A 22,571-nucleotide genomic window follows, 5' to 3' on the forward strand; every position below is an offset into this window, starting at 1 on the left:
AGATGCTATCCTAGTCTATATAATTATAATTGTTTTAATTGCTTTACAAAAAGTTATGAAACTATGAAAAATGTAATGTTTTAAAGATATGTTTTGGCTGAAGCCAATGAATTGATTGTATAAAATAAATGGTCTAAAGCCCGTTTCTATTGAACATTATAAGTTCGAAATATAATCCATCAGCTCACGTTTGCTGCTTTCAAAATCAAAAGCATCATAAACCAAGAAATAACGGTCTTTATCTGTACAATTCTGGTACATCGATTTAGCGAGTGCCAATTTCTTATTATCAAAACTGAGCGCTTTCACCAGATCTCTTATTTGTACTGAAGTAAACATAGAGGTACGCATCTGCTGATTTATCATCTTAATTTTCCCTTCATCAAAACTCTCATTGTTCATCATCATATCAAAAAACTGACGGAAAGAATGATTATCCATCACATTTCCCTGAAGAGACCAGTCTCCGGAGTGATTTCCGTAAGGATTGTTCCAGATATCGTTCCAGTCATTAAATCCATATTGATTTTGCACAGGATAAGAATCCAGAAGATAGAGACCCTCGTTGGTAAAGAAATCCAGCACCATTCTGTTGTTATTACGAAGCATCAATGTTGTTCTATAGATCAGAAAGCCATTCTCATAGATTGAAATGGGCATTCTCCCTGATGATAAATCAAAGAACCTATACTTTCCTGAACCGTTTGCCATCATCTGATCACCAACTTCCACAGTAAAAAATCCCTGTTCAGGAATTCTCAGAAAAACTTCTGCATAACCGTAGTTTCTGTTCCATTGATAATTAGGATTTTTTATTCTATTTTCATTTCCTCTTTTCAGAGTTGTATTATTTCCAGATCTCGGTTGATCAAAAGTTTTATTTCTTTCATCCGAGCTTTTAGAGGTTCTCATTTCTGTAGTGGAAGCCTCATTTTTTAATAATTCTCCTGCCTTTCCTGCTTCCTGTGCCCATGAACTGATTCCCGCCAAAAGCATCCAACTGATAAAAATCTTTTTCATACATTAAATTTTCAAATACGATCTCCATTTTCATGCCAAAAGCACCACAAAAAAAGCTGTTTCCATAAGAAACAGCCTTTAATTTTAAATATTTAAATGATTAAATCTTTTAATCAGATATTACATATGAATAGGTCTTTTTGCCGTAGCATCCAATGCCGCTTCTTTGATCGCTTCTGCATAGGTTGGGTGAGCGTGTGAACTTCTTGCGATGTCTTCAGCACTTGCACGGAATTCCATAGCAATTACTCCTTCAGCAATAAGGTCAGCAGCTCTTGCTCCTACGATGTGCATTCCTAAAACCTCATCTGTTTTTTCGTCTGCAATAATCTTCACAAGACCGTCGATATCACCACTTGCACGGCTTCTACCTAAAGCTCTCATCGGGAAAGATCCTACTTTGTAAGCAACACCTTCTTCTTTTAGCTGCTCTTCAGTTTTACCAACTCCAGCAACTTCCGGCCATGTATAAACAACACCAGGAATCAGGTTATAGTTGATGTGAGGCTTTTGTCCTGCCAATGTTTCAGCAACGAAAACTCCTTCTTCTTCAGCTTTGTGAGCCAGCATCGCACCTTTGATAACGTCACCAATTGCATAGATATTAGCAACATTCGTCTGTAAGTGGTCGTTTACTTTTACTCTTCCTCTTTCGTCAAGTTCAACACCTGCTTTTTCAAGACCAAGACCGTCTGTGTAAGGTTTTCTACCTACAGAAACCAAACAGTAATCTCCTTCTACAACTACTTCTTCACCTTTTTTATCTTTAGCCGTGATCTTTACAGTATCTCCGTTTCTTTCAACTGCAGAAACCGCAGTAGAAAGCATAAATTTCATTCCTTGTTTCTTAAGAACTTTAGTCAATTCTTTGCTTAAAGCTCCATCCATTCCAGGGATGATTTTATCCATAAATTCAACAACAGTTACCTGAGCTCCTAATCTAAGGTATACAGAACCAAGTTCAAGACCGATAACTCCACCACCGATTACTACTAAGTGCTTAGGAATTTCTTTAAGGTTTAAAGCTTCCGTAGAAGTAATCACTCTTTCTTTGTCTAAAGAGATGAAAGGTAATGTAGATGGTTTAGAACCTGTTGCAATAATGGTATATTTAGATTCGATCGTTTCAGAAGAACCGTCGTTTTTTGTCACTTTAATCTGAGTAGCAGATTCGAAGCTTCCTACTCCTTCAAAAACAGTAATCTGATTTTTGTTCATCAGATAGCTGATTCCGTCTGTATTCTGCTTGATCACTTCGTTTTTACGCTCGATCATTCTCGCGATATCTGCTTGAGGCTCGTTAATGATGATTCCGTGACCTGCAAAATTGTGTTTTGCATTTTCGAAATGCTCAGAGCTGTCAAGAAGCGCTTTTGACGGAATACATCCAACGTTAAGACAAGTTCCGCCTAAAGTTGAATATTTTTCAATAATTGCTGTTTTGAAACCTAATTGTGCTGCACGGATAGCAGCAACATAACCACCGGGACCAGAACCTATTACGGTAACATCGAATTGACTCATGTTATTGTATGAATTTGTTTATTATTATCTATCTTAATTCTCACAAATTTACATATAAATTACCAAGCACCAAAGTGAGTTTTATCAATTTTAAAAATGATAATTATATGCTTTAGTTTGATGAAAAGTATTATTTTATGAACTTTATATTTTCTTCATTCCCTTTTTTGAGATAAATTGCGGTAAACACAAGAGGTTTGTCAGATGACGCATTGTCAAAATGAAGGATTTTCACATTTTTAGGTTCGTAAAAAGCATCTCCCTCATGAAGTACCACTTTTTCTTTTCCTTGGATCTGAAAAACAGCTTCACCGGAATTGATGATTCCCAAAACGGGACAGGGATGCAGATGTTCAGGAGCTCCTTGTCCGGCGGCCATTGTTATTTCCTGAATTTCGGTAGATTTCATTTTCTGATCAAGAGCTGTTTTTAACAATTCTTTTCTGGAAATGGCCTTCTGCTGAGCCGTCATTACAACAGTATTCAGCATCAAAATAACAATGATAAATGGTTTCATGGATTTGATATTATTAAATCAATACAAATATTACAGATTCAATTTTCCCTGTCCGAATTCGCCTGTACTTTCAAAAAATGAACCACCATACACATACCATTCAAGGCCTTCCAGAAATTCTACTGCATTTTCAGGAGTGATCTGAGGACGGTCTTTTTTCGAAACAATTCCTTTGTACCATCTCCCTGATTTAGGATAATGCTCATATTCCACAAAATAATGAATCCATATTCTTTGGCACAACTTGCACTGTTGAATCGTTACTTCTCCATATCTTCCGTTGGTATGATCAATTCCTAATGCTGAGCTTCTATATTCTGTATAGCTGGAGTTCGGTTTCTCGCAGGCGCATCCTAATTTTTGGATTTTATTCATGAATGAAAAAATTGGTTTTCAGATAAAATTTATAACTCCAAAAGTAAGAAATTAACAGCCTATAAAGCAAATAGGGCTATGAAGGTTTGATCAGATCCAACAAAACCTTTTCATATTTATCCAGAATAATATTCTTCGAGAACCTTGATTTAATAGAGTTTTTTATGGCATCTCTGTTATAATTGCTCTGCAGTACCTTTACAATCTGCTGGGCAAAGCCATCATAGTTTTCAATATTGGCAACTTCACCATTTACATTATGCTGGATGATTTCATTGATTCCGCCTGGACAGTTATTGGCTAAAGAATAAGTTCCGCACGCTCCTGCTTCCAGAAGAACGTTGGGAAAACCTTCGTATCGTGAAGAAAGCACAAATAAATCTGCATATTTCAGATATTGGTAGGGATTTTCCTGTCTGCCGTGGAAAATCACTTTTTTCAATCCTAAAAGCTCTTTTGTCTGAAGCAGAAGATCTTTGTCTTTTCCATCTCCTAAAATATGAAGCATAATGTTTTCATTCTTCAGCCTTGAAAAAACTTTCAGCAAGTTATCAAACCCTTTTCTGGAAGACAGATTTCCAATGGCCACTACATTTTTATAATTGTATTTGAAACATTCAGGTTTTAAAGAAACAGCCATTTTATCTTCAATAAAATCAAAGTCTACAGGATTATTGATTTTGATAATTTTTTTCTTTTTAATATTAAAATTATCCACAAGATCTTTCATCATATCATCACTTTGAGCAATGATTCTCTGATAGTTATTGTAAAAATTATAGAAAAACTTAATCTCTTTGCGGGTTACATGCTGAGTCACCACATTAGTTTCCCTTGCAATGAATTTTGTTCTTGGAAAAAGTTTTATGAACAGGGACAAATAAGCATTTACTTCACCAAAACCGGAGAATACAATATCTGGTTTCCTTCTATAGATTTCTCCTAAAATGGGTTTTAAAGAATGTCTTATTCTTTCAGTATTAATATCAATAATTTCAACATCTTTTTTCAGAAAATTCAAATATCCGCCTTGTTTACGTAACAGCAAAATCTTAGGCTCAAACCGATCTCTGGAAAGATGATTCGCTATTGTGGTAACAATCCTTTCTGCGCCCCCGGTTTCTAAGTCCGGCAGAATAAATATGACAGATATTTTTTTCATCTTATCAAAGTTACTAAAAAGTTTGGTTAAAAGTCAAATATCGGAAGGATGAAGATTACTGTTTTGATAGCAATTAACAGAAATTAACTTAGCTTTAAAATCTGATTTTATTTACTATCTATTATACAGCTAATACGCTATAAAAATAAAGTAAGCCTTTCTAATGAAAAGCTTACTTTATTTAATTAATATTTTCTTAATTTGCTACGTCACTGATGAATTTAATTCTCAACATTCTTACTTCTTCATCAGATAATTCATCCCCGAATTCATCCAGCAATACTTTCATACTGTCGCTTTCAGATTCGTTCATGAATTCCATGAATCCGTCTACAATGTCTTCATCAAAATTATCTTCAATATAATAATCGATATTTAGTTTTGTCCCCTGATAGACAATTCTTTCCATTTCTTTAAGAAGTTCATCCATAGAAAGGTTTTTAGCTCTTGCTATATCTTCAAGGTCAATCTTTTTATCAGTGCTCTGGATGATGAAAACTTTATGGCTGGATTTATTGGCCACCTGTTTTAATACCATATCCTGAGTACGTTCGATATTGTTATCTTCTACGTATGTTTTGATGTAATCTGCGAATTCTTTACCATATTTTTTGGCTTTTCCTTCACCTACACCATAGATTTTGGTGATCTCATCTACACTTATTGGATACTGAACCGTCATATCCTCCAAACTTGGATCCATAAATACTGTATATGGTGGAATTCCATGTTTTTTGGCTACTTTCTTTCTTAATTCTTTCAACAGGTTGAAAAGGTTCTGATCCAGCCCTCCTCCAGCCTGCTGCTGTACCTGGTCGCTCTCAGCTTTTGCCTGAGTAAGATCAAATTCACGGTCTTCAGCAATTAAAAAGATGTCTTTAGATTTACCATTCAGTACACTTTTTCCTTTCTCTGTAATTTTTAAAACCCCGTAGGTTTCAATATCTTTCTGTAAAAAATTCTGAACAGTGGCCTGTCTCAAAATTGTTTTCCAGTAATTATCTTTTTCGTCTTTCCCAAAACCAAAATGAGAACTTTGTTCCAGCTTATAAGATTTTGTTACCGCATTTTCTTTTCCTACGATAACGGAAATCAGGTCTTTAGATTTGAATTTTTCTCCTGTATCACTGATCAGCTTCAGCGCCTTTTTTAAATCTGCTGTAGCATCCTTTAATTTTGGTGGATTGGATGAATTGTCACACATCTTGGCTCCGTCTCCGTTTACCGGATCGAAACTTTCTCCAAAATAGTATAGGATATATTGTCTTCTGCTCATGGAAGTTTCCGCATAACCTACCACTTCATTCAAAAGCTGTAATCCGATCTCTCTTTCTGAAACGGGTTTTTGAGCCAGGAATTTCTCCAGTTTTTCAATGTCTTTCGGATCATAGAATGCCAGACAATGACCTTCGCCTCCATCTCTTCCCGCTCTTCCGGTTTCCTGATAATAGCTTTCCAATGATTTCGGGAAGTCGTAATGAATGACAAAACGGACATCCGGTTTATCAATTCCCATCCCGAAGGCAATGGTAGCCACAATTACATCTACTTCTTCCATCAGGAATTTATCCTGATTCGCTACTCTCACTTTTTGGTCAAGACCGGCATGATAAGGTAGAGCGTTGATGCCATTTACCTGCAGAAGCTGGGCAAATTCTTCCACTTTTCTACGGCTCAGACAATAAACAATTCCTGATTTCCCTTTATGCTGATTGATAAATTTAACGATTTCCTTATCTACATTGATTTTAGGACATACTTCATAATATAGATTAGGACGGTTAAAACTTTCTTTAAATACCAATGCATTGGTCATTCCTAAAGTTTTCTGGATATCATCCTGAACCTTAGGAGTAGCAGTAGCCGTTAAAGCAATCACCGGTACATTGGCGATTTTGTCAATAATCTGTTTCAGATTTCTGTATTCTGGTCTGAAATCATGTCCCCACTCTGAAATACAGTGAGCCTCGTCGATAGCAAAGAAAGAAATTTTCACTTCTTTCAAAAAATCCAGGTAATCATCTTTAATTAATGATTCAGGAGCTACATACAGAAGTTTGGTTTTGCCGCTTTTGATATCGTCAAAAACCTGTTTGGTCTGCGTTTTGTTTAATGATGAATTCAGTACGTGTGCTACCCCATCATCAGATGAAAGGCCGTTCACGGCATCTACCTGATTTTTCATCAACGCTATTAAGGGCGAAACTACTATTGCTGTTCCTTCCGAAATAAGAGCCGGAAGCTGGTAACATAATGATTTTCCGCCACCTGTAGGCATTAAAACAAATATATCCTTCCCATTCAATAGGTTATCTATAATCTGTTCCTGCTGGCCCTTAAATGTAGAAAACCCAAAATACTTTTTCAATTCGCCTGATAAATTGGCTTTTTTTGCGCTCATCTAATTTTCTATTGCTAAATTTGCATCTCACCCAAAGTTATAAAAATTCTGCTTAAAATAAAAGCGAACGAATTTATAAAAAATAAAATTTATATTAAATATTCTTTTTAAAATATAACGTTTTTTATAAACTTTTTTGTATACCTTATCATCGTAAAATGGATAGAACCAACATTATATCAATTGCAAAAAGCACTTTAGAAATAGAAATTTCTGAACTTGAAAAATTAAAAAACAGAATAGATGACCAATTTGCCCAGGCTGTAGAGATCATTCACTCGGCAAAAGGAAAGCTCATTGTAGTAGGAATAGGGAAATCTGCCCATGTGGGTAACAAAATTGTGGCTACCTTAAATTCTACAGGTACACCTTCTCAGTTTTTACATGCTTCGGAAGCTATTCATGGAGATCTTGGAGTTATTCAGAAACAGGATGTTGTTTTATGCATCTCCAATTCCGGAAATTCTCCTGAAATTGCCAATCTGGTTCCTTATTTAAAAGATTATTCTTCTGCCTTGATCGGAATGACGGGAAATAAATCCAGTAAACTGGCAGAGTTTTCAGAAGTTATTCTGGATACTCATGTGGATGTCGAAGCGTGCCCGAATAAACTGGCTCCTACAAGTTCTACAACTATACAAATGGCTTTGGGAGATGCTTTAGCTGTTGCTTTAATGGAACTGAACGATTTTAAAGCTAATGATTTCGCCAAATTTCACCCTGGAGGAAGCCTAGGAAAGAATCTTACGTCTAAAGTAGAACAGTTTCTTTCTTCCCAAAAACCTCAGGTAACAGAAGATTCTTCGATAAGAGATGTCATCATTTCCATCAGTGCTTCAAGCCACGGAATTACAGTCGTGACCAATGAAGATCAGATTATTGGTGTTATCACAGACGGAGATTTAAGAAGAATGCTGATGAAAGGAGAAGATATCAGTAAAGTATTGGCTAAAGATATCATGTCTGCCCGTCCAAGAACAATTGAAAAGGAAGCTCTGGCTAAAGAAGCCATGAAAGTTCTGAAAGAAAATAATATCGGCCAACTTGTAGTAACGGAAAACGGAAAATATTTCGGGATTATAGACCTGCATAAACTGCTGGACGAAGGGATTAACTAGAATTCAAATAATAGATTTCAGGCATTATACCTTCGGATCAGCATTTTAATTAAATATTTTTAAGGTATTATGATGATTATTGTCTACTTACTGATTCTATTCCCAATATTTTTGAAAAAATATCTTGACTATCAGGATTCACAAAGTAATAAGGTACATCATTTTCCGTTGGAACCTGATCATGGGCCTGAATATTCTACTCATGATAGAAATTCGTACTATGATCAAAAAAGTCAGGACTATTTTGATCGTGTCATACGATGCCTGATCTTCTGTACTTATGATGATAAAAAGTTTCATTCTGTTGCAGACTGCCTGTCTCTGACAGATATCGGAGATGATTTGCGTATATTCTCATACAGCGAAGAAATAGAATCGTTATTCAGGAATAAGTTCATCAACGAATCACTGAGACAGAAAATATCAGATTTTAAAAAGGTGTCGGATGAAGTCACAGAAGAAGAATGGGTTTTCGAATCAATAGATCTTAGCCATGATGAAAGGTGGAAAAAAATCAACTTAGCCGCAGAAGACCTTTTAACAGAAATGAATATTAAAGAAAGGGATTTTAATTTTGCTTTATATGTACCTCGATAATTTTAAAAACCAACATCGGTCATTTAATTAAATATTTTATAAATTTGCGCTTTAAAATTTTATTCTGTGAGTGATGGTAAAGACATGTCCTTCCTTGGACATATAGGAGAATTAAGAGGGCATCTGATCCGTTCGATTATTGCTATCATAATTGCGGCTTTTGTGGTTGGTTTTAATATCAACTGGATTATGGACCATATCTTTTTTGGGCCTACCAGAAATGATTTCCCGACTTTCAGAGTGGTTAATCATTTTTCAAGAATGATTTTGGGGGAAGACAGTATTCATCTTCCAAAGGACTTCCCTGTTCGTGTACAGAGGTTGTATCAGCAGTTCAATGTAATGATGGCTGTTTCAATTTTTGGAGGAATGGTGGCTGCATTTCCTTATATTGTTTGGGAACTGTGGCGTTTTATTGGCCCAGCTTTACATCCAAGAGAAAGAAAAAACTCTATTTATATTATTAATGCGGTATGGATTCTTTTCATGACCGGAGTATTATGCGGTTATTTCCTTATACTTCCGTTCGCCGTTAATTTCGGGGTTATTTTTAAAATCTCAGACATTATCGTTCCGCTTTATGATTTAAGTGATTATACCACTTTATTTTTACAGGTGGTTTTGGGTATGGGCGTTATTTTCCTTTTCCCGATTTTGATCTACTTCCTTACGAGCATCGGAATTCTGACGCCTACATTTATGAAAACCTACCGTCGTCATGCTATTGTTCTGATTATGGTAGTGGCTGCAATTATTACCCCGGCAGATGTTCTGAGTATGTTGATGGCCGCATTCCCGCTGCTTATTTTATATGAATTCAGTATTATGATGTGTACGTTCACTTATAAAAAAGTACAGAAGAGCAACGCAAATCTTCCTGCAGTACAGAAATAAAAGTATTTTTTACTAAGAAAGCTTAAGTGCTACTATTCAATTTGAATGGTAGCACTTTTTTTATTTAAAAAAATCAACCTTAATTATATTTATTCTTAATATAATTAAAAATAACGATAAAATTCAACTAAAATTATAAAGTTGGGAGTAATTAACAATCTATCACTAACTAAAGATTAAAAAAAATACACTATATTTAAAACTTCAATAACAACAATAAAAAAATATGAAAAAGAGAATTATTTTCGTCTGTGCATTGGCTTTAAGTCTAAGTGGTTTACAGGCACAACGCTGGGAACCAGTCTTGGAAAAAGTTACGCCCGTAAGAAAAGAAGTAAAAGTAGAATATGCCTACAAATTTGATCTTTCTGCATTAAGAAATCAACTAAAGAATGCTCCTGAAGCAGGAAAAGGAGGAAGCGCTGTAATCGTTTCTCTCCCTACAGCAGATGGAAGAATTGAAAGATTTTCAGTTTACAGTTCGCCGGTAGTAGAAAAATCTATGGCGGACAGATATGAATTGGGAGCATACTCAGGTATCGGGCTGGATAATCCGCATAAGCAAATCCGGTTCAGTACAGCACCAAACGATTTTCAGTCTATGACATTCGATACTGATACAGGAAAATACGAATTCATAGAACCGATCAATAAAGAAAAGGATGTATATGGAGTCTTTTTCAAATCCAACAAATCTCATGAAGATCCTTTTGAATGTAGAACTTCTGAGCCTGAAAAGGCAAAGAAAGAAATGAATAAACTGCTTAAAACAAAAAATGTTTTAAAGGGTTTAGGAAGCGCTAACAAAAGTAATGAACAAAAATACAGAACCTACAGAATTGCAATCTCTGTAAACGGTGAATATACGCAACTTGCCGGAAGTGTTCCTGCAGCAGCAGCCCGCATTAACGCTACAATGAACCGTGTAAATGGTGTTTTTGAAAAAGATTTTGGAATCCATATGATTGTACAGGATCTTCCACAACTTATATTTGCAGATCCGGCTACGGACCCTTATTCCAATGTAATCACCAATTCAAACGGAACTTATAGCGCTCCTGGAGCATGGAACCTGCAGCTTCAGCAAACGCTTACCAATACTGCCGGTGTAGGTAATGCCGCCTATGATATAGGACATTTCTTTGGCCACAGAGGTGGTGGTGGAAGCGCCGGAGATGTAGGAAATGTCTGCAGAAACCCTGCAAATAATAATGATGCAACTTCTAAAGGGGCAGGAATTACTTCTCCTTCTACTCCGGATCAGCCTTTTGGAGATAATTATGACATCGATTTTGTAGCGCATGAGATCGGCCACCAGTTCGGTGCAGCACACACTATGTCTATTGCTTTACATGGTGCCCATATGGAACCGGGATCCGGATCTTCCATTATGGGATATGCCGGTATTACAAACTACAATGTCCAGATGCATTCTGATGCTTATTTTCATACTAAAAATATTGAAGAAGTAGGTGCATATGTCAATGCTCAGGACTGTGGAATTATTACGAATGTAGCCAATACACCTCCTTCTATTCAGCCAATGGCTAATAAAATGATCCCTAAAGGAACAGCCTTTGTGTTAACAGCTTCTGCAACGGATACACAAAATGATCCAATGACTTATACCTGGGAACAATATGATCTGGCTACATCTGCTTTTGGACCCGTAAGTGCAACCAGAAATAATGGGGCGAATTTCAGATCTTTAATGCCTACAACCTCGCCTACCCGTTATTTTCCTAAATTCACCAATGTTCTTAATGGTACTCTTACCAGTGCTTCTGATTGGGAGACAGTATCCAACATACCAAGAACAATGAATTTCAAAGTAACCGTGAGAGATAATAATCCGGATGCTGCACAACAACAGACACAAAGCAGTCTGATGAAAGTAGATATAGGAAATGAAGGTCCTTTCAAAGTAACATCAACTACGGTTTACAATAATACACCTGGAGCGGTTACATGGGATGTGGTAAACACCAATAACGCTCCTTATAATGTACAAAACGTTAAAATAGATTATACTACAGACAATGGAACTACATGGACCGTTATCAGTCCATCTACAGCGAATGACGGATCTGAGCCGTTCTCGTTCTCCTCTTTGGCAACAGGTGCCAGTGTAAAAATAAGAGTAAGCGCCATTGATAATGTATTCTACGCTATTGGAAATGCTACTGTATCCGCATCTGCGAGTGCTTGTACAACATCTGCTCCAACAGGAATTACTGTAACCGGTATTACAAGAACTTCAGCATCTGTAAACTGGACAGCGTTAGTAGGAGCAACATACTCTGTAATGTATAGAAAAGTAGGAACAGCAACATGGACTACAGTACCTGTTTCAACAAACTCCTATAACATTTCAGGACTTACTGAAGCTACTCAATATGAAGTACAGGTAGCTAATGTTTGTAGTGCTTCTGTTGGTTCTTATTCAGCATCAACGAATTTTACAACCTCTCCATTTGCTAAGTGTTCAATCACAGGAACAAATGCTGCTGACGAGTATATTTCCAATGTTACAGTAACCGGTGCGGGTATGAGCCCTGTTTCAAACAGCAGCAGCAATACACCTTATACAGACTATACTACAGATCCTTCAAAACTGATTACGCTGATGTCCGGATCTACAGGAAATAATGTAAGTATCACCAAAGGATGGACAGGTTCTCAGTATAACGACGGAGTAACAGCATGGATAGATTTTAACAAAGACGGAGTATTCTCTTCTTCTGAAGTCATCTATACCAGCGCACCTAGTATCGTATCACCTGTTTCCGGAACATTCTCTGTACCGGCAGACGCTTATACCGGAGGAAACGTAATTATGAGAGTTGTATTAGGGTATGAAAGTCAACCAAGTAGCGGATGTAGCAACCAGCAGTATGGTGAAGTTGAGGATTATCCGGTATTGATTCAGCAACAGCTTTCTACCAGTGAGACAGTGAAAGATAAGAGTTCAATCCAGATCTACCCTAACCCGGCAAGTGATGTATTGAACGTAACTCAGATTTCATCTAAAGCTCAATTTATCATTACAAATATGGCTGGTCAAAAAGTAATGAATGGCCAGATTAATGATAATAAAATCTCTGTATCAAACCTAAGTACAGGAGCTTATATTATTTCAATTGAAGATAAAGGAACGACTTCAAATCTGAAATTCATCAAAAAATAAAACCTAATCAGTTTTACAGCCCGGCAATGACCGGGCTTTTTTTATACCTTCTTAAAATCTGTATTTAATTTGATTTCCGGCATGTGCTATTAATTTAATTTTATACTTTTGAAAAGATTTAATATAAGTTTAAATGAAAAAATTGTCATATACACTCTTATTTGCATCAGGACTGGTTTTCGGACAGTTCTTTGAAAAGGATAAGGTTTTCACTAAACAGGATACTTTAAAAGGTTCTAATACTGAATTCAGAAATTTTTGGGATGTCAAAAAATATGATCTTTCTGTAGAACCTGATTTTGAACAGAAAAGCATTAAAGGAAATAATAAAATCAGTTTTGAGATCATAAAAGATGTTACCAATCCTGTTTTCCAGATTGACCTTCAACAGCCGATGAAAGCGGATAAGGTGGAAGGGAATTTTCCTATTGCCAATTATAAACAAGATGGAGACTTTATCTTCATTACAGCGAATAAAAAATTCAAAAAAGGCGAAAAATATACCATTAACGTTACCTATTCCGGAAAGCCTACCATAGCAAAAAAAGCACCATGGGATGGCGGATGGGTTTTCACGAAAGATGAAAAAGGGAATCCATGGATGACTGCTGCTGACGAAGGAATAGGAGCTTCCATATGGCTTCCTACCAAAGATATCTGGAGTGATGAACCTGATAACGGGATCATTATGAAAATTGTAACGCCTAACGATCTGGTAGGTGTAGGTAATGGCAGACTAACTGATAAAAAAACAACCGGAAATAAAACTACTTATACCTGGGAGGTTAAAAATCCTATCAACGCCTACTCCATTATCCCAAGCATAGGAAAATATGTAAACTTCAAAGATACATTTGAGGGTGAAAAAGGAAAACTGGATCTGGATTATTGGGTAATTGACTATAATCTGGACAAGGCAAAGAAACAGTTTGAGCAAGTAAAACCTATGCTCTCCGCATTTGAATACTGGTTTGGTCCGTATCCATTCTATGAAGATTCATACAAGCTTGTAGAGTCTCCTCACCTTGGCATGGAACATCAGAGTAATGTAGCCTATGGAAACAAATATCAGAACGGCTATCTTGGAAGAGACCTTTCTGGGACAGGAGTTGGGTTAAACTGGGACTTCATTATTATTCATGAAAGCGGGCACGAATGGTTCGCCAATAATATTACCGCAAAAGACCAGGCTGATATGTGGATCCATGAAAGTTTCACCAACTATTCCGAGACTCTTTTCACCGAAAAATATATGGACAAAAAATCTGCTGACATCTATGTTCAGGGGATCAGGAAATTGATAGACAATGACATTCCTGTTATTGGCCAGTACGGGGTAAGAAATGAAGGCAGCGGAGATATGTACCCGAAAGGAGCCAATATGCTTCACACGATAAGACAGGTGATCAATAATGATGAAAAGTTCAGACAGATTTTAAGAGGTTTGAATAAAGATTTTTATCATCAGACGGTTACCACGCAACAGGTAGAAAATTATATTTCCTCAAAATCAGGAATCGATTTTTCAACAGTGTTTGATCAGTACCTGAGAACAATAAAAATTCCAACCCTTGAGTATGCCCAGGATGGTGATACTTTAAAGTTCCGGTATATCGATGTGGTAAAAAACCTGAAATTACCAATCATCATCAATGGTGATCAGACCATAACTCCAACGGAAGAATGGCAGACTGTAAAGCTTAAAAAGAGCACTCCGGTTGAGCTAAACCCGAACTATTATATCAATTATAAGGAAACCAAATAAAGAAAAAGGCAAATCCGCACATCAGCAGATTTGCCTTTTCGCTTTTTTAACCTTGAAATTTTAAGAAAAGTTTAATACTTTCTTCGTAACAAATTCAGAAAAAAAGCAACTATTTAACTATTAATTTAAACCTAATGAGAAAAACAGTACTTAGCCTTGGTATTTTTGCTGCTTTTTTAGCAAATGCTCAGTCTATAAAAACCACCATTGACCTTGTTAATGTAAAAGATGATAAAGTAGCCGTTACCATGGAATTTCCGAAAATGAAATCCGGAGATATTAAATTTCATTTCCCCAAAACGGTTCCAGGGACTTATTCTGTAGACGACTATGGAAGATTCATCGAAGGAATCAAATTTTACGATAATAAAGGAAAGGAACTTACTTATACTAAAGTAAATGACAATACTTACTCCTTGAAAAATGCTCAGGCACTTTCCAAAATCTCATATCTTGTGAATGACAGTTTTGATGATGAATTGGATACATCAAAGCATAAAGCCGTATTTTCTCCTTCAGGAACTGATATTGAAGAAGGAAAAGTATACATGATCAATACTCATGGATTCATTGGATATATTGAGAATATGCAGGATGTTCCTTATCAGCTGGTGGTTCAGAAACCAACTGATTTTTACGGAACCACAGCGTTGGTGGATCAGGATAAATCCGAGAGTACAGATACGTTTACTCTGGCTAACTATGCTAAGGTGACAGATTCTCCGTTAATGTACACCAAACCGGACTATATTACCTTCAATGCAGGAGGAATGGATCTTGTACTGGGTGTATATTCTCCAACAGGAAAATATAAAGCAGCAGATTTCAAAGACAATCTTGAAAAAATGGTTGTTGCCCAAAAGAAATTCCTTGGGGATATGAACACCAATAAAAAGTATGCCATCATGCTTTATCTTTCTGGTGGTGACGGGCCTAAAGTAAAAGGTTTCGGAGCATTGGAACACCACGAATCTACAAGTGTGGTTCTTCCGGAAGCAATGCCGAAAGATGCTATTGACAATACCATCACTGATGTGGTTTCCCATGAATTTTTCCATACTGTAAACCCTTTGAAGACCCATTCAGAAGAGATTCACTATTTCGACTATGCAGATCCGAAAATGTCTCAGCACTTATGGATGTACGAAGGCGGAACGGAATATTTTGCCAACTTATTCCAGATTCAGGAAGGATTGATCAACAAAGATCAGTTCCTTGAAAGAATTGGTGAAAAAATTGCCAACTCCAAGAGCTATGATGATACGATGCCATTTACAGTAATGAGTAAAAATGTATTGGTAGAGCCTTACAAAGATCAGTACAGAAACGTATATGAGAAAGGAGCTCTTTTAGCAATGTGCTTAGACATCGAGCTTAGAAAATTGTCCAACGGGGAAATGGGATACCGTGATATGATCAGAAAACTGTCTCAAAGATTTGGTGAAAACAAACCCTTCAAAGATGACAAACTGATTGACGAACTGGTAACGGTAACCGGATATCCTCAGGTAAAAGATTTCTATAACAAATATATTGCAGGAAACCAGCCAACACCTTATGCCCAGTATCTGAGCATGGTAGGTGTGGATATTAAAAAGCAGGAAAGCCAGCCTCTTTTCTGGTTTATCAAAGACCCGAACCAGACAGGTTTTGATGAAAAGACGAATGCTTTTGCTTTTGACGACCATTCTGCACTATCTCCATTTGCAAAAAGTATCGGATTTAAAATCACTGACCAGGTACTTGCTTTAGATGGAAGAACGGTAGACATCAAAAAAGTACAGGATTTTATTGGTTATACAAGAACCATTAAAGACGGACAGGAAGTTACGGTAACTATTTTAAGAGATAATGCCGGTAAGAAAGAGAAAATGACATTGAAAGGAAAAGCGATTCTGGATAAAATGACCATGGAAACCCCTTCATTCAAGGCGAATCCGACTCCGGAAGAACTGAAACTACAGACCCAGTGGCTTACTGGTAAAAAATAAAGAGAAAAGCGGGGAAATTTTCCCCGCTTTTTATTTTTCTTAGGCTGATCTTTATTATTTGATACAAACCTAACAGGTTTTGAAAACCTGTTAGGTTTATTGTTTGTAAAAGTAATTTGCAATTAAAGGTTTTCCTCTTTTCTGATTGTTATCCTGAAAGTACTCCCCTTTCCTACTTCAGTCTGAGAAATCCTGATATCTCCATTATGATATTCATGAATAACCCTTCTTGCCAGTGACAACCCTAATCCCCAGCCTCTTTTCTTGGTAGAATATCCCGGATTAAAAGCATTTCGGGCCTGCTGTTTGGTCATTCCGCTTCCATTATCTTTTACTTCAACTAAAATATTTTTATTTCTTTCAAAGACCGACATAGTAATGGAACCCTCACCTTTCATCGCATCCACTGCATTTTTCACCAGATTTTCAATCACCCAGCTCATCAGAATTTTGTTATGAGGAACCAGAACAGTATATGTTGGAAGATTAAGTGTAAAATTGATTTTCCTTGAAATTCTTGTTTTCAAATAGTCATAATTCTCCTGAATGGTTTCATTAAAATTTCTGTCGTTCAGCTCAGGAATAGAACCAATTTTTGAGAATCTCTCTGAAATTGTTCTCAGTCTTTCAATATCTTTTTCAATTTCATGTACGCCGTCTGAATCCGGATTATCCAGCTTCATTATTTCTATCCAGCCAATCATAGAAGACAAAGGTGTTCCAATCTGATGTGCTGTTTCTTTAGCCAAACCTGCCCAAAGATAGCCTTCATCTGTTTTCTTTATTGTTCTGAAAAACCAGAAAGAAAAACCAAAATACAGTAAAATAAACAGTCCTAAAATATAGGGCGAATACCGAAGATTATTAAGCAGACGTGAGTTGTCATAATAGACAAACTGATTATTTCCATCCGGCACTTTGATCTCAATAGGGTCATAATTTTTCTCCATATTCCGGATCAGATCCTGCAATTTCTCAGGATCCTTAATCGTACTTTCAGGAATATTTCTGTAGTATCCGAGGTCAAGAATCGGGTTTTTATATTTATCTGTTACGATGAATGGAATGGTATTGTTAATATTCAGAATATCCGGCAGCAGATCCAACACATCGGTATCCGGAGTCTTTACCTCCTGCTGTATTCTAATTGCTTTAGAAAGAAGACTGATCCTTTTGATCTCCTCTTTTCTGAGAAAATTAATAAGCGATGTTGATGCTACTACAATAGCAATCACCAAAGTAGTCATCACAACAAAAATGATCCAGTTATTGAGTCTGGTGAGTATGGATTTTCTCAAATTATTTTATTTTAAAACATTCAGGATTTTCTGCAGCTCTGTATTTCCACTTCCCTGATAATTGTTGATGATAATCGAAAATACATATTTTTTCCCATCTTTTGCGGTGTGATATCCTGCGAAAGATTTGGTATCTCTCATAGTCCCGCTTTTCATCTTCATTCCATTATCCTGAACCGGGAATCCGTCGTAATAAGCCTCAAACCATGATTGTTTTTTAGCATATAAAAGGGCCTGAACTTCTGCTTTTGCCGCTACATAATTCTGTGGAGAAAGCCCGCTTCCGTCAGCAAAATTGATCATATTAGGATTAATTCCTTTAGATTTCCAGAATTCTTTCAGATAAGAAACTCCGCTTTTGAAACTTGAATTACCTTTTTTCTCTTTGCCTAAAGTTTTAATTAACGTTTCTCCGTACAGATTGACACTTTTTCTTAAAAACCAATAGACAATTTTATCTAAAGTCGGAGACTGATAAGTGAGGAGAATATTATTTTTAGGAGCTGTTAAAGCCTGCTTTCCCTCTATTTCAAGTTGAGAATTCGTGATTGCTTTTCCTGAAATTTCAATTCCTGATTCTTTCAGCCATTGTTTTACTTCTGTTGCTAATTGGAGTGGTGGATTAGGAGTAGAACCGGAAACAGTAACGGTTTTTCCAGCAGGAAGCATACCGTTAATCAATGCCACATCAGAATGAGGAGCAGTAAAGATCAGGCTTTGATCTGAGTTCCCTCCTGCCTTAAGATCATTAAGCCACTTGACGCCTTCTAAAGGATAAGAAAAGTTTTTAAAATCAGTTCCGTTGATATTGATGTCAAACTGGTTTTCTTTCCAGTTGATTCCCCAAACTCCTGCTCCGTAGTAATTCCCAAGGTCGTCCCACGGCCAGCCTCCCGGAATCGTCTGATGGTCAAAATAAGAATCGTCAATAATAAGGTCTCCTGATATTTTTGTTATTCCTGAATTTTTAATGGCATCAATGAGTTTCCTTTTAAAATTTTCAGGTTTATACCCATCATACCTCCAGCTTCCTAATGTAGGATCACCGTTGGAGCTGATAAAAAGATTTCCGTTCAGCGTTCCTCCGGAGATATTTCCGGAATAGCTTGAAGTGGTGGTGAAGGTATAGTTTTTCCCTAATGTTTCAAGTGCTGCTCCTGCCGTAAAAATCTTTTGTGTAGAAGCAGTAGAAAGCCCCTTATTTCCTTGATATTCATATATAAAATTACCATTTTCATCGGAAACATAAAAAGATAAAGCGGAAGATACTGCTCCCGAAGAATCCATAAGATCCTTTGTTACTTTATCTAATTTTTGGGCTATATTCTGTGCAGCAACTATCTGTACAGAAAGCACAAGAACAGCAAGTGTTTTTTTCATTGCATTGTTGTTTGGATCTAAGCAAGCAGGTATCAGATACAGTTCGCAAAACTATTGATGCTGGCCGGCAGCTGAACCTTTTGCTCTATTTAATTCTAATCAAATATAGTTAAAATAAAAGCTTTTCATACTCAATAAGGTCATCGGAAGTGAAAAGAATCTGGTGGTCAGGAGATTTTTCAAATGAACAATCATGTTTGAAATATTTCTCATAATCATCTTCATCTATGAAAATATCCATCTGGCATTCTTTGATATAATTTGATTGTTCTCCGTAATCCTGAATAAAATATCCGGAGTCATTCCACGGTTCATGATGACAGCGTAGACAATTTCTTTGGTAAATAGCTTTATAACCGCATATTTCACAATCATTCAAGTGTTGAAACAATGTTGAAATTTCCTGCTGTCTGTCTTTCGGAAACAATGATAAAGGAATTGTTCTTAAAAGCAGATAATAATTAGGCTCCTGCCATGAAAAATACACCGACTCCGTTTTATTTATAAAAAGCCATAATCTCTGAAGATCATATTCTATCTCAGCTTTAACAATATTTTTAATATTCAGAACTGTCTCATTGTTTCTTTTGATATTCTGTTTGTCATCAATTTCAATAACGGGCTGCTGTTCCAGAAAGTGATTCAGGCATAATGTGGTCTGCCATGACCCGATTGTTCTCATCTTGCCTTCTTCTCCACAGATCTCACACGTCCTGACAGAAAGTTCTGAATATTTACTTTTAATCTTTTTAAGTTTGGTATTGAGTATTTCATCTTCAGAATAGGTATAACATCTCAATTCACCAAACTTTTCTTTTCCAAAGACATGATGATCCATATTCCATCCTGCTACAGCGAATTCATACAGCAAGTTCCGGATCAGATCATTCCATCCGGTGCTGTTCACTGAAAAATTAATGAGATTATGTTCTATGAAATGGTTGATTTCTTCTTTATTCATTAAAGACTGCTTCCTGATTCTATTTCGTAAGGCTCTTTCCCTTTTTCAAAAATTCTTGTCAGTTCATTTCCTTCTACAGTAATGGAATCATTTGTTCGTCGGATCCAATTTCCTTCTCTAAGCCCTACCACTTTGATATCATTTTGAGTAAGAAATTCCTGAATACGGGTTTCTCTGGTTTCTCCATTATGTTTCAAATCCGGATTGGGATCAAGATAGTGTGGATTGATATTGAAAGGAACCAATCCCATACAGTCGAAACTTGGCGGATATACAATCGGCATATCATTCGTCGTTTTCATATTCTGACCTCCGATATTACTTCCTGCACTGCATCCAAGATAAGCTTTTCCTTCAGATACATTTTCTTTCAGGACAGACATCAGCCCTTCTTCATGTAAAGTTTTAACCAATAAAAAAGTATTTCCGCCTCCTGTAAAGAACCCTTTTGCCTGATGAATGGCTTCTTTTTTATCTTCAAATTCATGAAGCCCTTTTACTTTTATGTTGATGGTTTCAAAGAAAGAACGTGCTTTAGCCGTATAGTCATCGTGGGAAATCCCGCCTGGTCTTGCGAAAGGGATAAACACAATTTCGTCAATTCCCTTGTATAATTGGATTAATTCTTCTCTTAAGTATTCCAGATATTCTCCACCAAAAAGGGTGGATGTTGAAGCTAATATAATGTTCATATGGCGAAATTATAGGTATTAATAAAAAAAATGAATTACAAAGATAGCTTCAAAGATGAACGAATCAAAAATTAAACTAAAAAAAACATCAATCCCGTTAATATTTTCTAAAAAAACTTAAAGCCTCTAAAATTTTAGGTTTTGTGGAATTATTATTGAATTTTAGATTATGAATTTAAAATATAAGATTATGAAAATGAGTAAAATTAATAGCCTATTTTTAGGTTTAATACTAGCAGGAAGTGTAAGTCTTGTAAATGCACAAACGACTCAGCCGGAAACTTCGGCAACAACGAGTCAAACAGCGAATCCAACTATTGAAAGTCTTAAAAAACAGATCGAGGCCAATCCAAAGGACACAGAATCTTTAGCAAAATTAGCAGCAGCTTATCAGGATGCTTCAGACTGGCCTAATGCCATTGATACCTGGAAGAAAATATCTGTTTTATTACCGGACTGGGCTCCATCTTATTACAGCCAGGCCTACGCCTATCAGTCTGCAAAAGATGATGCCAATGCAAAAATTGCTTATGAAAAATATATTGCAACAGTAAAACCTGAAGAAGTAGAGCAAAATAAGAAGAATCTGGCATACGCTTATTTCTATCTTGCCTTTACAGAACAGAAGACTGATCCTAATAAAGCAAAAGAACACATTGCAAAATCTATACAGTATGACCCAACCAACGAAGATGCTGTAAAGCTTAGCAAAACATTAAATTCTTAGTAAAAATAAAATGCCGGAAAGTTTTTCCGGCATTTTTGTTTATGTAAATATGTTTAAATATCAAAAATCATGGCCTGGATTTAACGCAAACATTAAGTAACTATTGTTAAATTTTTGAGGAAGCCAAGGATGAAATCAATTTCATTTATTCTTTCTAAGCGTATGATCATAAAGCTTCATCAGCAACATTGTGGCTTATTAACATATATATTTGAAATTTTGTCTGGCTATGATCCTACTCAATCATCTTTCCGAAAAAATCTGTTTCGCCATGCAGATGTCTGATAATTTTATCAATATTTCTCTGAATACTGGCTTCGGTTTTTAAATTATTGATATACCGGATCAGCTCATGTCTTCTTGAAGGAATCAGGTTCTCAAAATTTGCTGTTGCCACTGCACTTTCTTTAATCGCCTTTTCTAATTGGGGATGAATAGAAATACTTCTGTCAGAATCATCGTATTCCAGAACAACTTCAATAACTTCTCCTATTCTTTTCGGAGAGTTTTTCAGCATTATCAGGTTCACATACAGCCTCCATTCTCCCAGATATTTCATCAGATTTTGCTTAAATTCTTTCCCATTCACAGTCCCTTTTACAGCAATAGGACTTTTATTTCTCCCTGATTCATTAAAAATTTCTTCAAGAATCTCTTCCGGAACAAATACAAAGGGATTAATTCCTATGATTTCCAATGTGGCAGTGAAGCTTTTGTTTTTCATGGATGATAAATTTAAATCAGTTAGGCTAGAAGCTAGAAGCTAGAAGCTAGAAGCTAGAAGCTAGAAGCTAGAAGCTAGAAGCTAGAAGCTAGAAGCTAGAAGCAAAAATAATAGTTTAAGGAATAGGTATAAAATTTCTTTTTTATTATTTTATAAAACAGTTACCCTCAAACTCACTTACTCTCCCAACCCCAAAACCTCTAACCCAGTCACTCCGTAACTTAAAATTCATACCTCA

General features: G+C 36.2%; 18 protein-coding genes. 7 read left to right on the top strand and 11 right to left on the bottom strand.

Annotation, left to right across the window (positions count from 1 at the left end; all coding sequences use genetic code 11):
- Positions 1 to 156: 156 nt before the first annotated feature.
- The 6 genes from A1704_RS16090 to recQ all read right to left on the bottom strand — a co-directional run bounded on the left by A1704_RS16090 (position 157) and on the right by recQ (position 6,999).
- Positions 157 to 1,020, bottom strand: coding sequence for a DUF4476 domain-containing protein (locus tag A1704_RS16090; protein WP_062675105.1), 864 nt, complete (start codon positions 1,018 to 1,020; stop codon positions 157 to 159).
- Positions 1,021 to 1,140: 120 nt separating this feature from the next.
- Positions 1,141 to 2,544 carry a dihydrolipoyl dehydrogenase gene (gene lpdA / locus A1704_RS16095; protein WP_047429636.1) on the bottom strand — a complete coding sequence of 468 codons (1,404 nt, stop codon included), beginning with the start codon at positions 2,542 to 2,544 and terminating at the stop codon, positions 1,141 to 1,143.
- Between the two features lie 130 nt (positions 2,545 to 2,674).
- Complete coding sequence (locus A1704_RS16100; RefSeq protein WP_062675106.1) at positions 2,675 to 3,061, bottom strand: cupin domain-containing protein; 387 nt, start codon at positions 3,059 to 3,061, stop codon at positions 2,675 to 2,677.
- Between the two features lie 30 nt (positions 3,062 to 3,091).
- On the bottom strand, positions 3,092 to 3,436 hold the full coding sequence (locus A1704_RS16105; protein WP_062675107.1) for a hypothetical protein: 345 nt from the start codon (positions 3,434 to 3,436) through the stop codon (positions 3,092 to 3,094).
- Between the two features lie 76 nt (positions 3,437 to 3,512).
- On the bottom strand, positions 3,513 to 4,598 hold the full coding sequence (locus A1704_RS16110; RefSeq protein ID WP_062675108.1) for a glycosyltransferase: 1,086 nt from the start codon (positions 4,596 to 4,598) through the stop codon (positions 3,513 to 3,515).
- A gap of 196 nt (positions 4,599 to 4,794) precedes the next feature.
- Positions 4,795 to 6,999: a DNA helicase RecQ gene (recQ, locus tag A1704_RS16115; protein WP_062675109.1), complete on the bottom strand. Its 2,205-nt coding sequence runs from the start codon at positions 6,997 to 6,999 to the stop codon at positions 4,795 to 4,797.
- A gap of 158 nt (positions 7,000 to 7,157) precedes the next feature.
- Between recQ and A1704_RS16120 the strand changes: the two genes are divergently transcribed.
- From A1704_RS16120 to A1704_RS16145, 6 genes are all read left to right on the top strand, one after another.
- Positions 7,158 to 8,117, top strand: a complete 960-nt coding sequence (locus A1704_RS16120) for a KpsF/GutQ family sugar-phosphate isomerase (RefSeq protein ID WP_062675110.1) — start codon at positions 7,158 to 7,160, stop codon at positions 8,115 to 8,117.
- Between the two features lie 69 nt (positions 8,118 to 8,186).
- Positions 8,187 to 8,714 carry a hypothetical protein gene (locus A1704_RS16125; RefSeq protein WP_062675111.1) on the top strand — a complete coding sequence of 176 codons (528 nt, stop codon included), beginning with the start codon at positions 8,187 to 8,189 and terminating at the stop codon, positions 8,712 to 8,714.
- A gap of 66 nt (positions 8,715 to 8,780) precedes the next feature.
- Positions 8,781 to 9,608 carry a twin-arginine translocase subunit TatC gene (gene tatC / locus A1704_RS16130; RefSeq protein WP_174525201.1) on the top strand — a complete coding sequence of 276 codons (828 nt, stop codon included), beginning with the start codon at positions 8,781 to 8,783 and terminating at the stop codon, positions 9,606 to 9,608.
- 226 nt (positions 9,609 to 9,834) lie between these two features.
- A complete protein-coding gene (locus A1704_RS16135; protein WP_062675113.1) occupies positions 9,835 to 12,795 on the top strand; it encodes a reprolysin-like metallopeptidase in 2,961 nt (986 codons plus the stop codon).
- Positions 12,796 to 12,928: 133 nt separating this feature from the next.
- Positions 12,929 to 14,560, top strand: coding sequence for a M1 family metallopeptidase (locus A1704_RS16140; protein WP_062675114.1), 1,632 nt, complete (start codon positions 12,929 to 12,931; stop codon positions 14,558 to 14,560).
- 134 nt (positions 14,561 to 14,694) lie between these two features.
- Complete coding sequence (locus tag A1704_RS16145; protein WP_062675115.1) at positions 14,695 to 16,551, top strand: M61 family metallopeptidase; 1,857 nt, start codon at positions 14,695 to 14,697, stop codon at positions 16,549 to 16,551.
- A gap of 122 nt (positions 16,552 to 16,673) precedes the next feature.
- On the opposite strand, the gene A1704_RS16150 is transcribed toward A1704_RS16145, so the two are convergent.
- From A1704_RS16150 to pepE, 4 genes are all read right to left on the bottom strand, one after another.
- A complete protein-coding gene (locus tag A1704_RS16150; RefSeq protein ID WP_062675116.1) occupies positions 16,674 to 17,849 on the bottom strand; it encodes a sensor histidine kinase in 1,176 nt (391 codons plus the stop codon).
- Between the two features lie 6 nt (positions 17,850 to 17,855).
- A complete protein-coding gene (dacB, locus tag A1704_RS16155; protein ID WP_062675117.1) occupies positions 17,856 to 19,229 on the bottom strand; it encodes a D-alanyl-D-alanine carboxypeptidase/D-alanyl-D-alanine endopeptidase in 1,374 nt (457 codons plus the stop codon).
- Positions 19,230 to 19,338: 109 nt separating this feature from the next.
- Positions 19,339 to 20,190, bottom strand: coding sequence for a hypothetical protein (locus tag A1704_RS16160; protein WP_062675118.1), 852 nt, complete (start codon positions 20,188 to 20,190; stop codon positions 19,339 to 19,341).
- Positions 20,190 to 20,882: a dipeptidase PepE gene (gene pepE, locus A1704_RS16165; protein ID WP_062675119.1), complete on the bottom strand. Its 693-nt coding sequence runs from the start codon at positions 20,880 to 20,882 to the stop codon at positions 20,190 to 20,192. The genes A1704_RS16160 and pepE overlap by 1 nt, the downstream gene beginning before the upstream one ends.
- A gap of 196 nt (positions 20,883 to 21,078) precedes the next feature.
- Here pepE and A1704_RS16170 point away from each other — a divergent pair, with 196 nt between their 5' ends.
- Positions 21,079 to 21,609: a tetratricopeptide repeat protein gene (locus A1704_RS16170; protein ID WP_238590631.1), complete on the top strand. Its 531-nt coding sequence runs from the start codon at positions 21,079 to 21,081 to the stop codon at positions 21,607 to 21,609.
- A gap of 235 nt (positions 21,610 to 21,844) precedes the next feature.
- Here A1704_RS16170 and A1704_RS16175 read toward each other — a convergent pair whose 3' ends face one another.
- Positions 21,845 to 22,333 (bottom strand): YdeI/OmpD-associated family protein, encoded by a 489-nt coding sequence (locus tag A1704_RS16175; protein ID WP_062675121.1) that lies wholly within the window; start codon positions 22,331 to 22,333, stop codon positions 21,845 to 21,847.
- Between the last annotated feature and the right edge of the window lie 238 nt (positions 22,334 to 22,571).

Origin of the sequence: Chryseobacterium cucumeris, from assembly GCF_001593385.1 — a bacterium.
In the GTDB taxonomy this organism is placed as follows: domain Bacteria; phylum Bacteroidota; class Bacteroidia; order Flavobacteriales; family Weeksellaceae; genus Chryseobacterium; species Chryseobacterium cucumeris.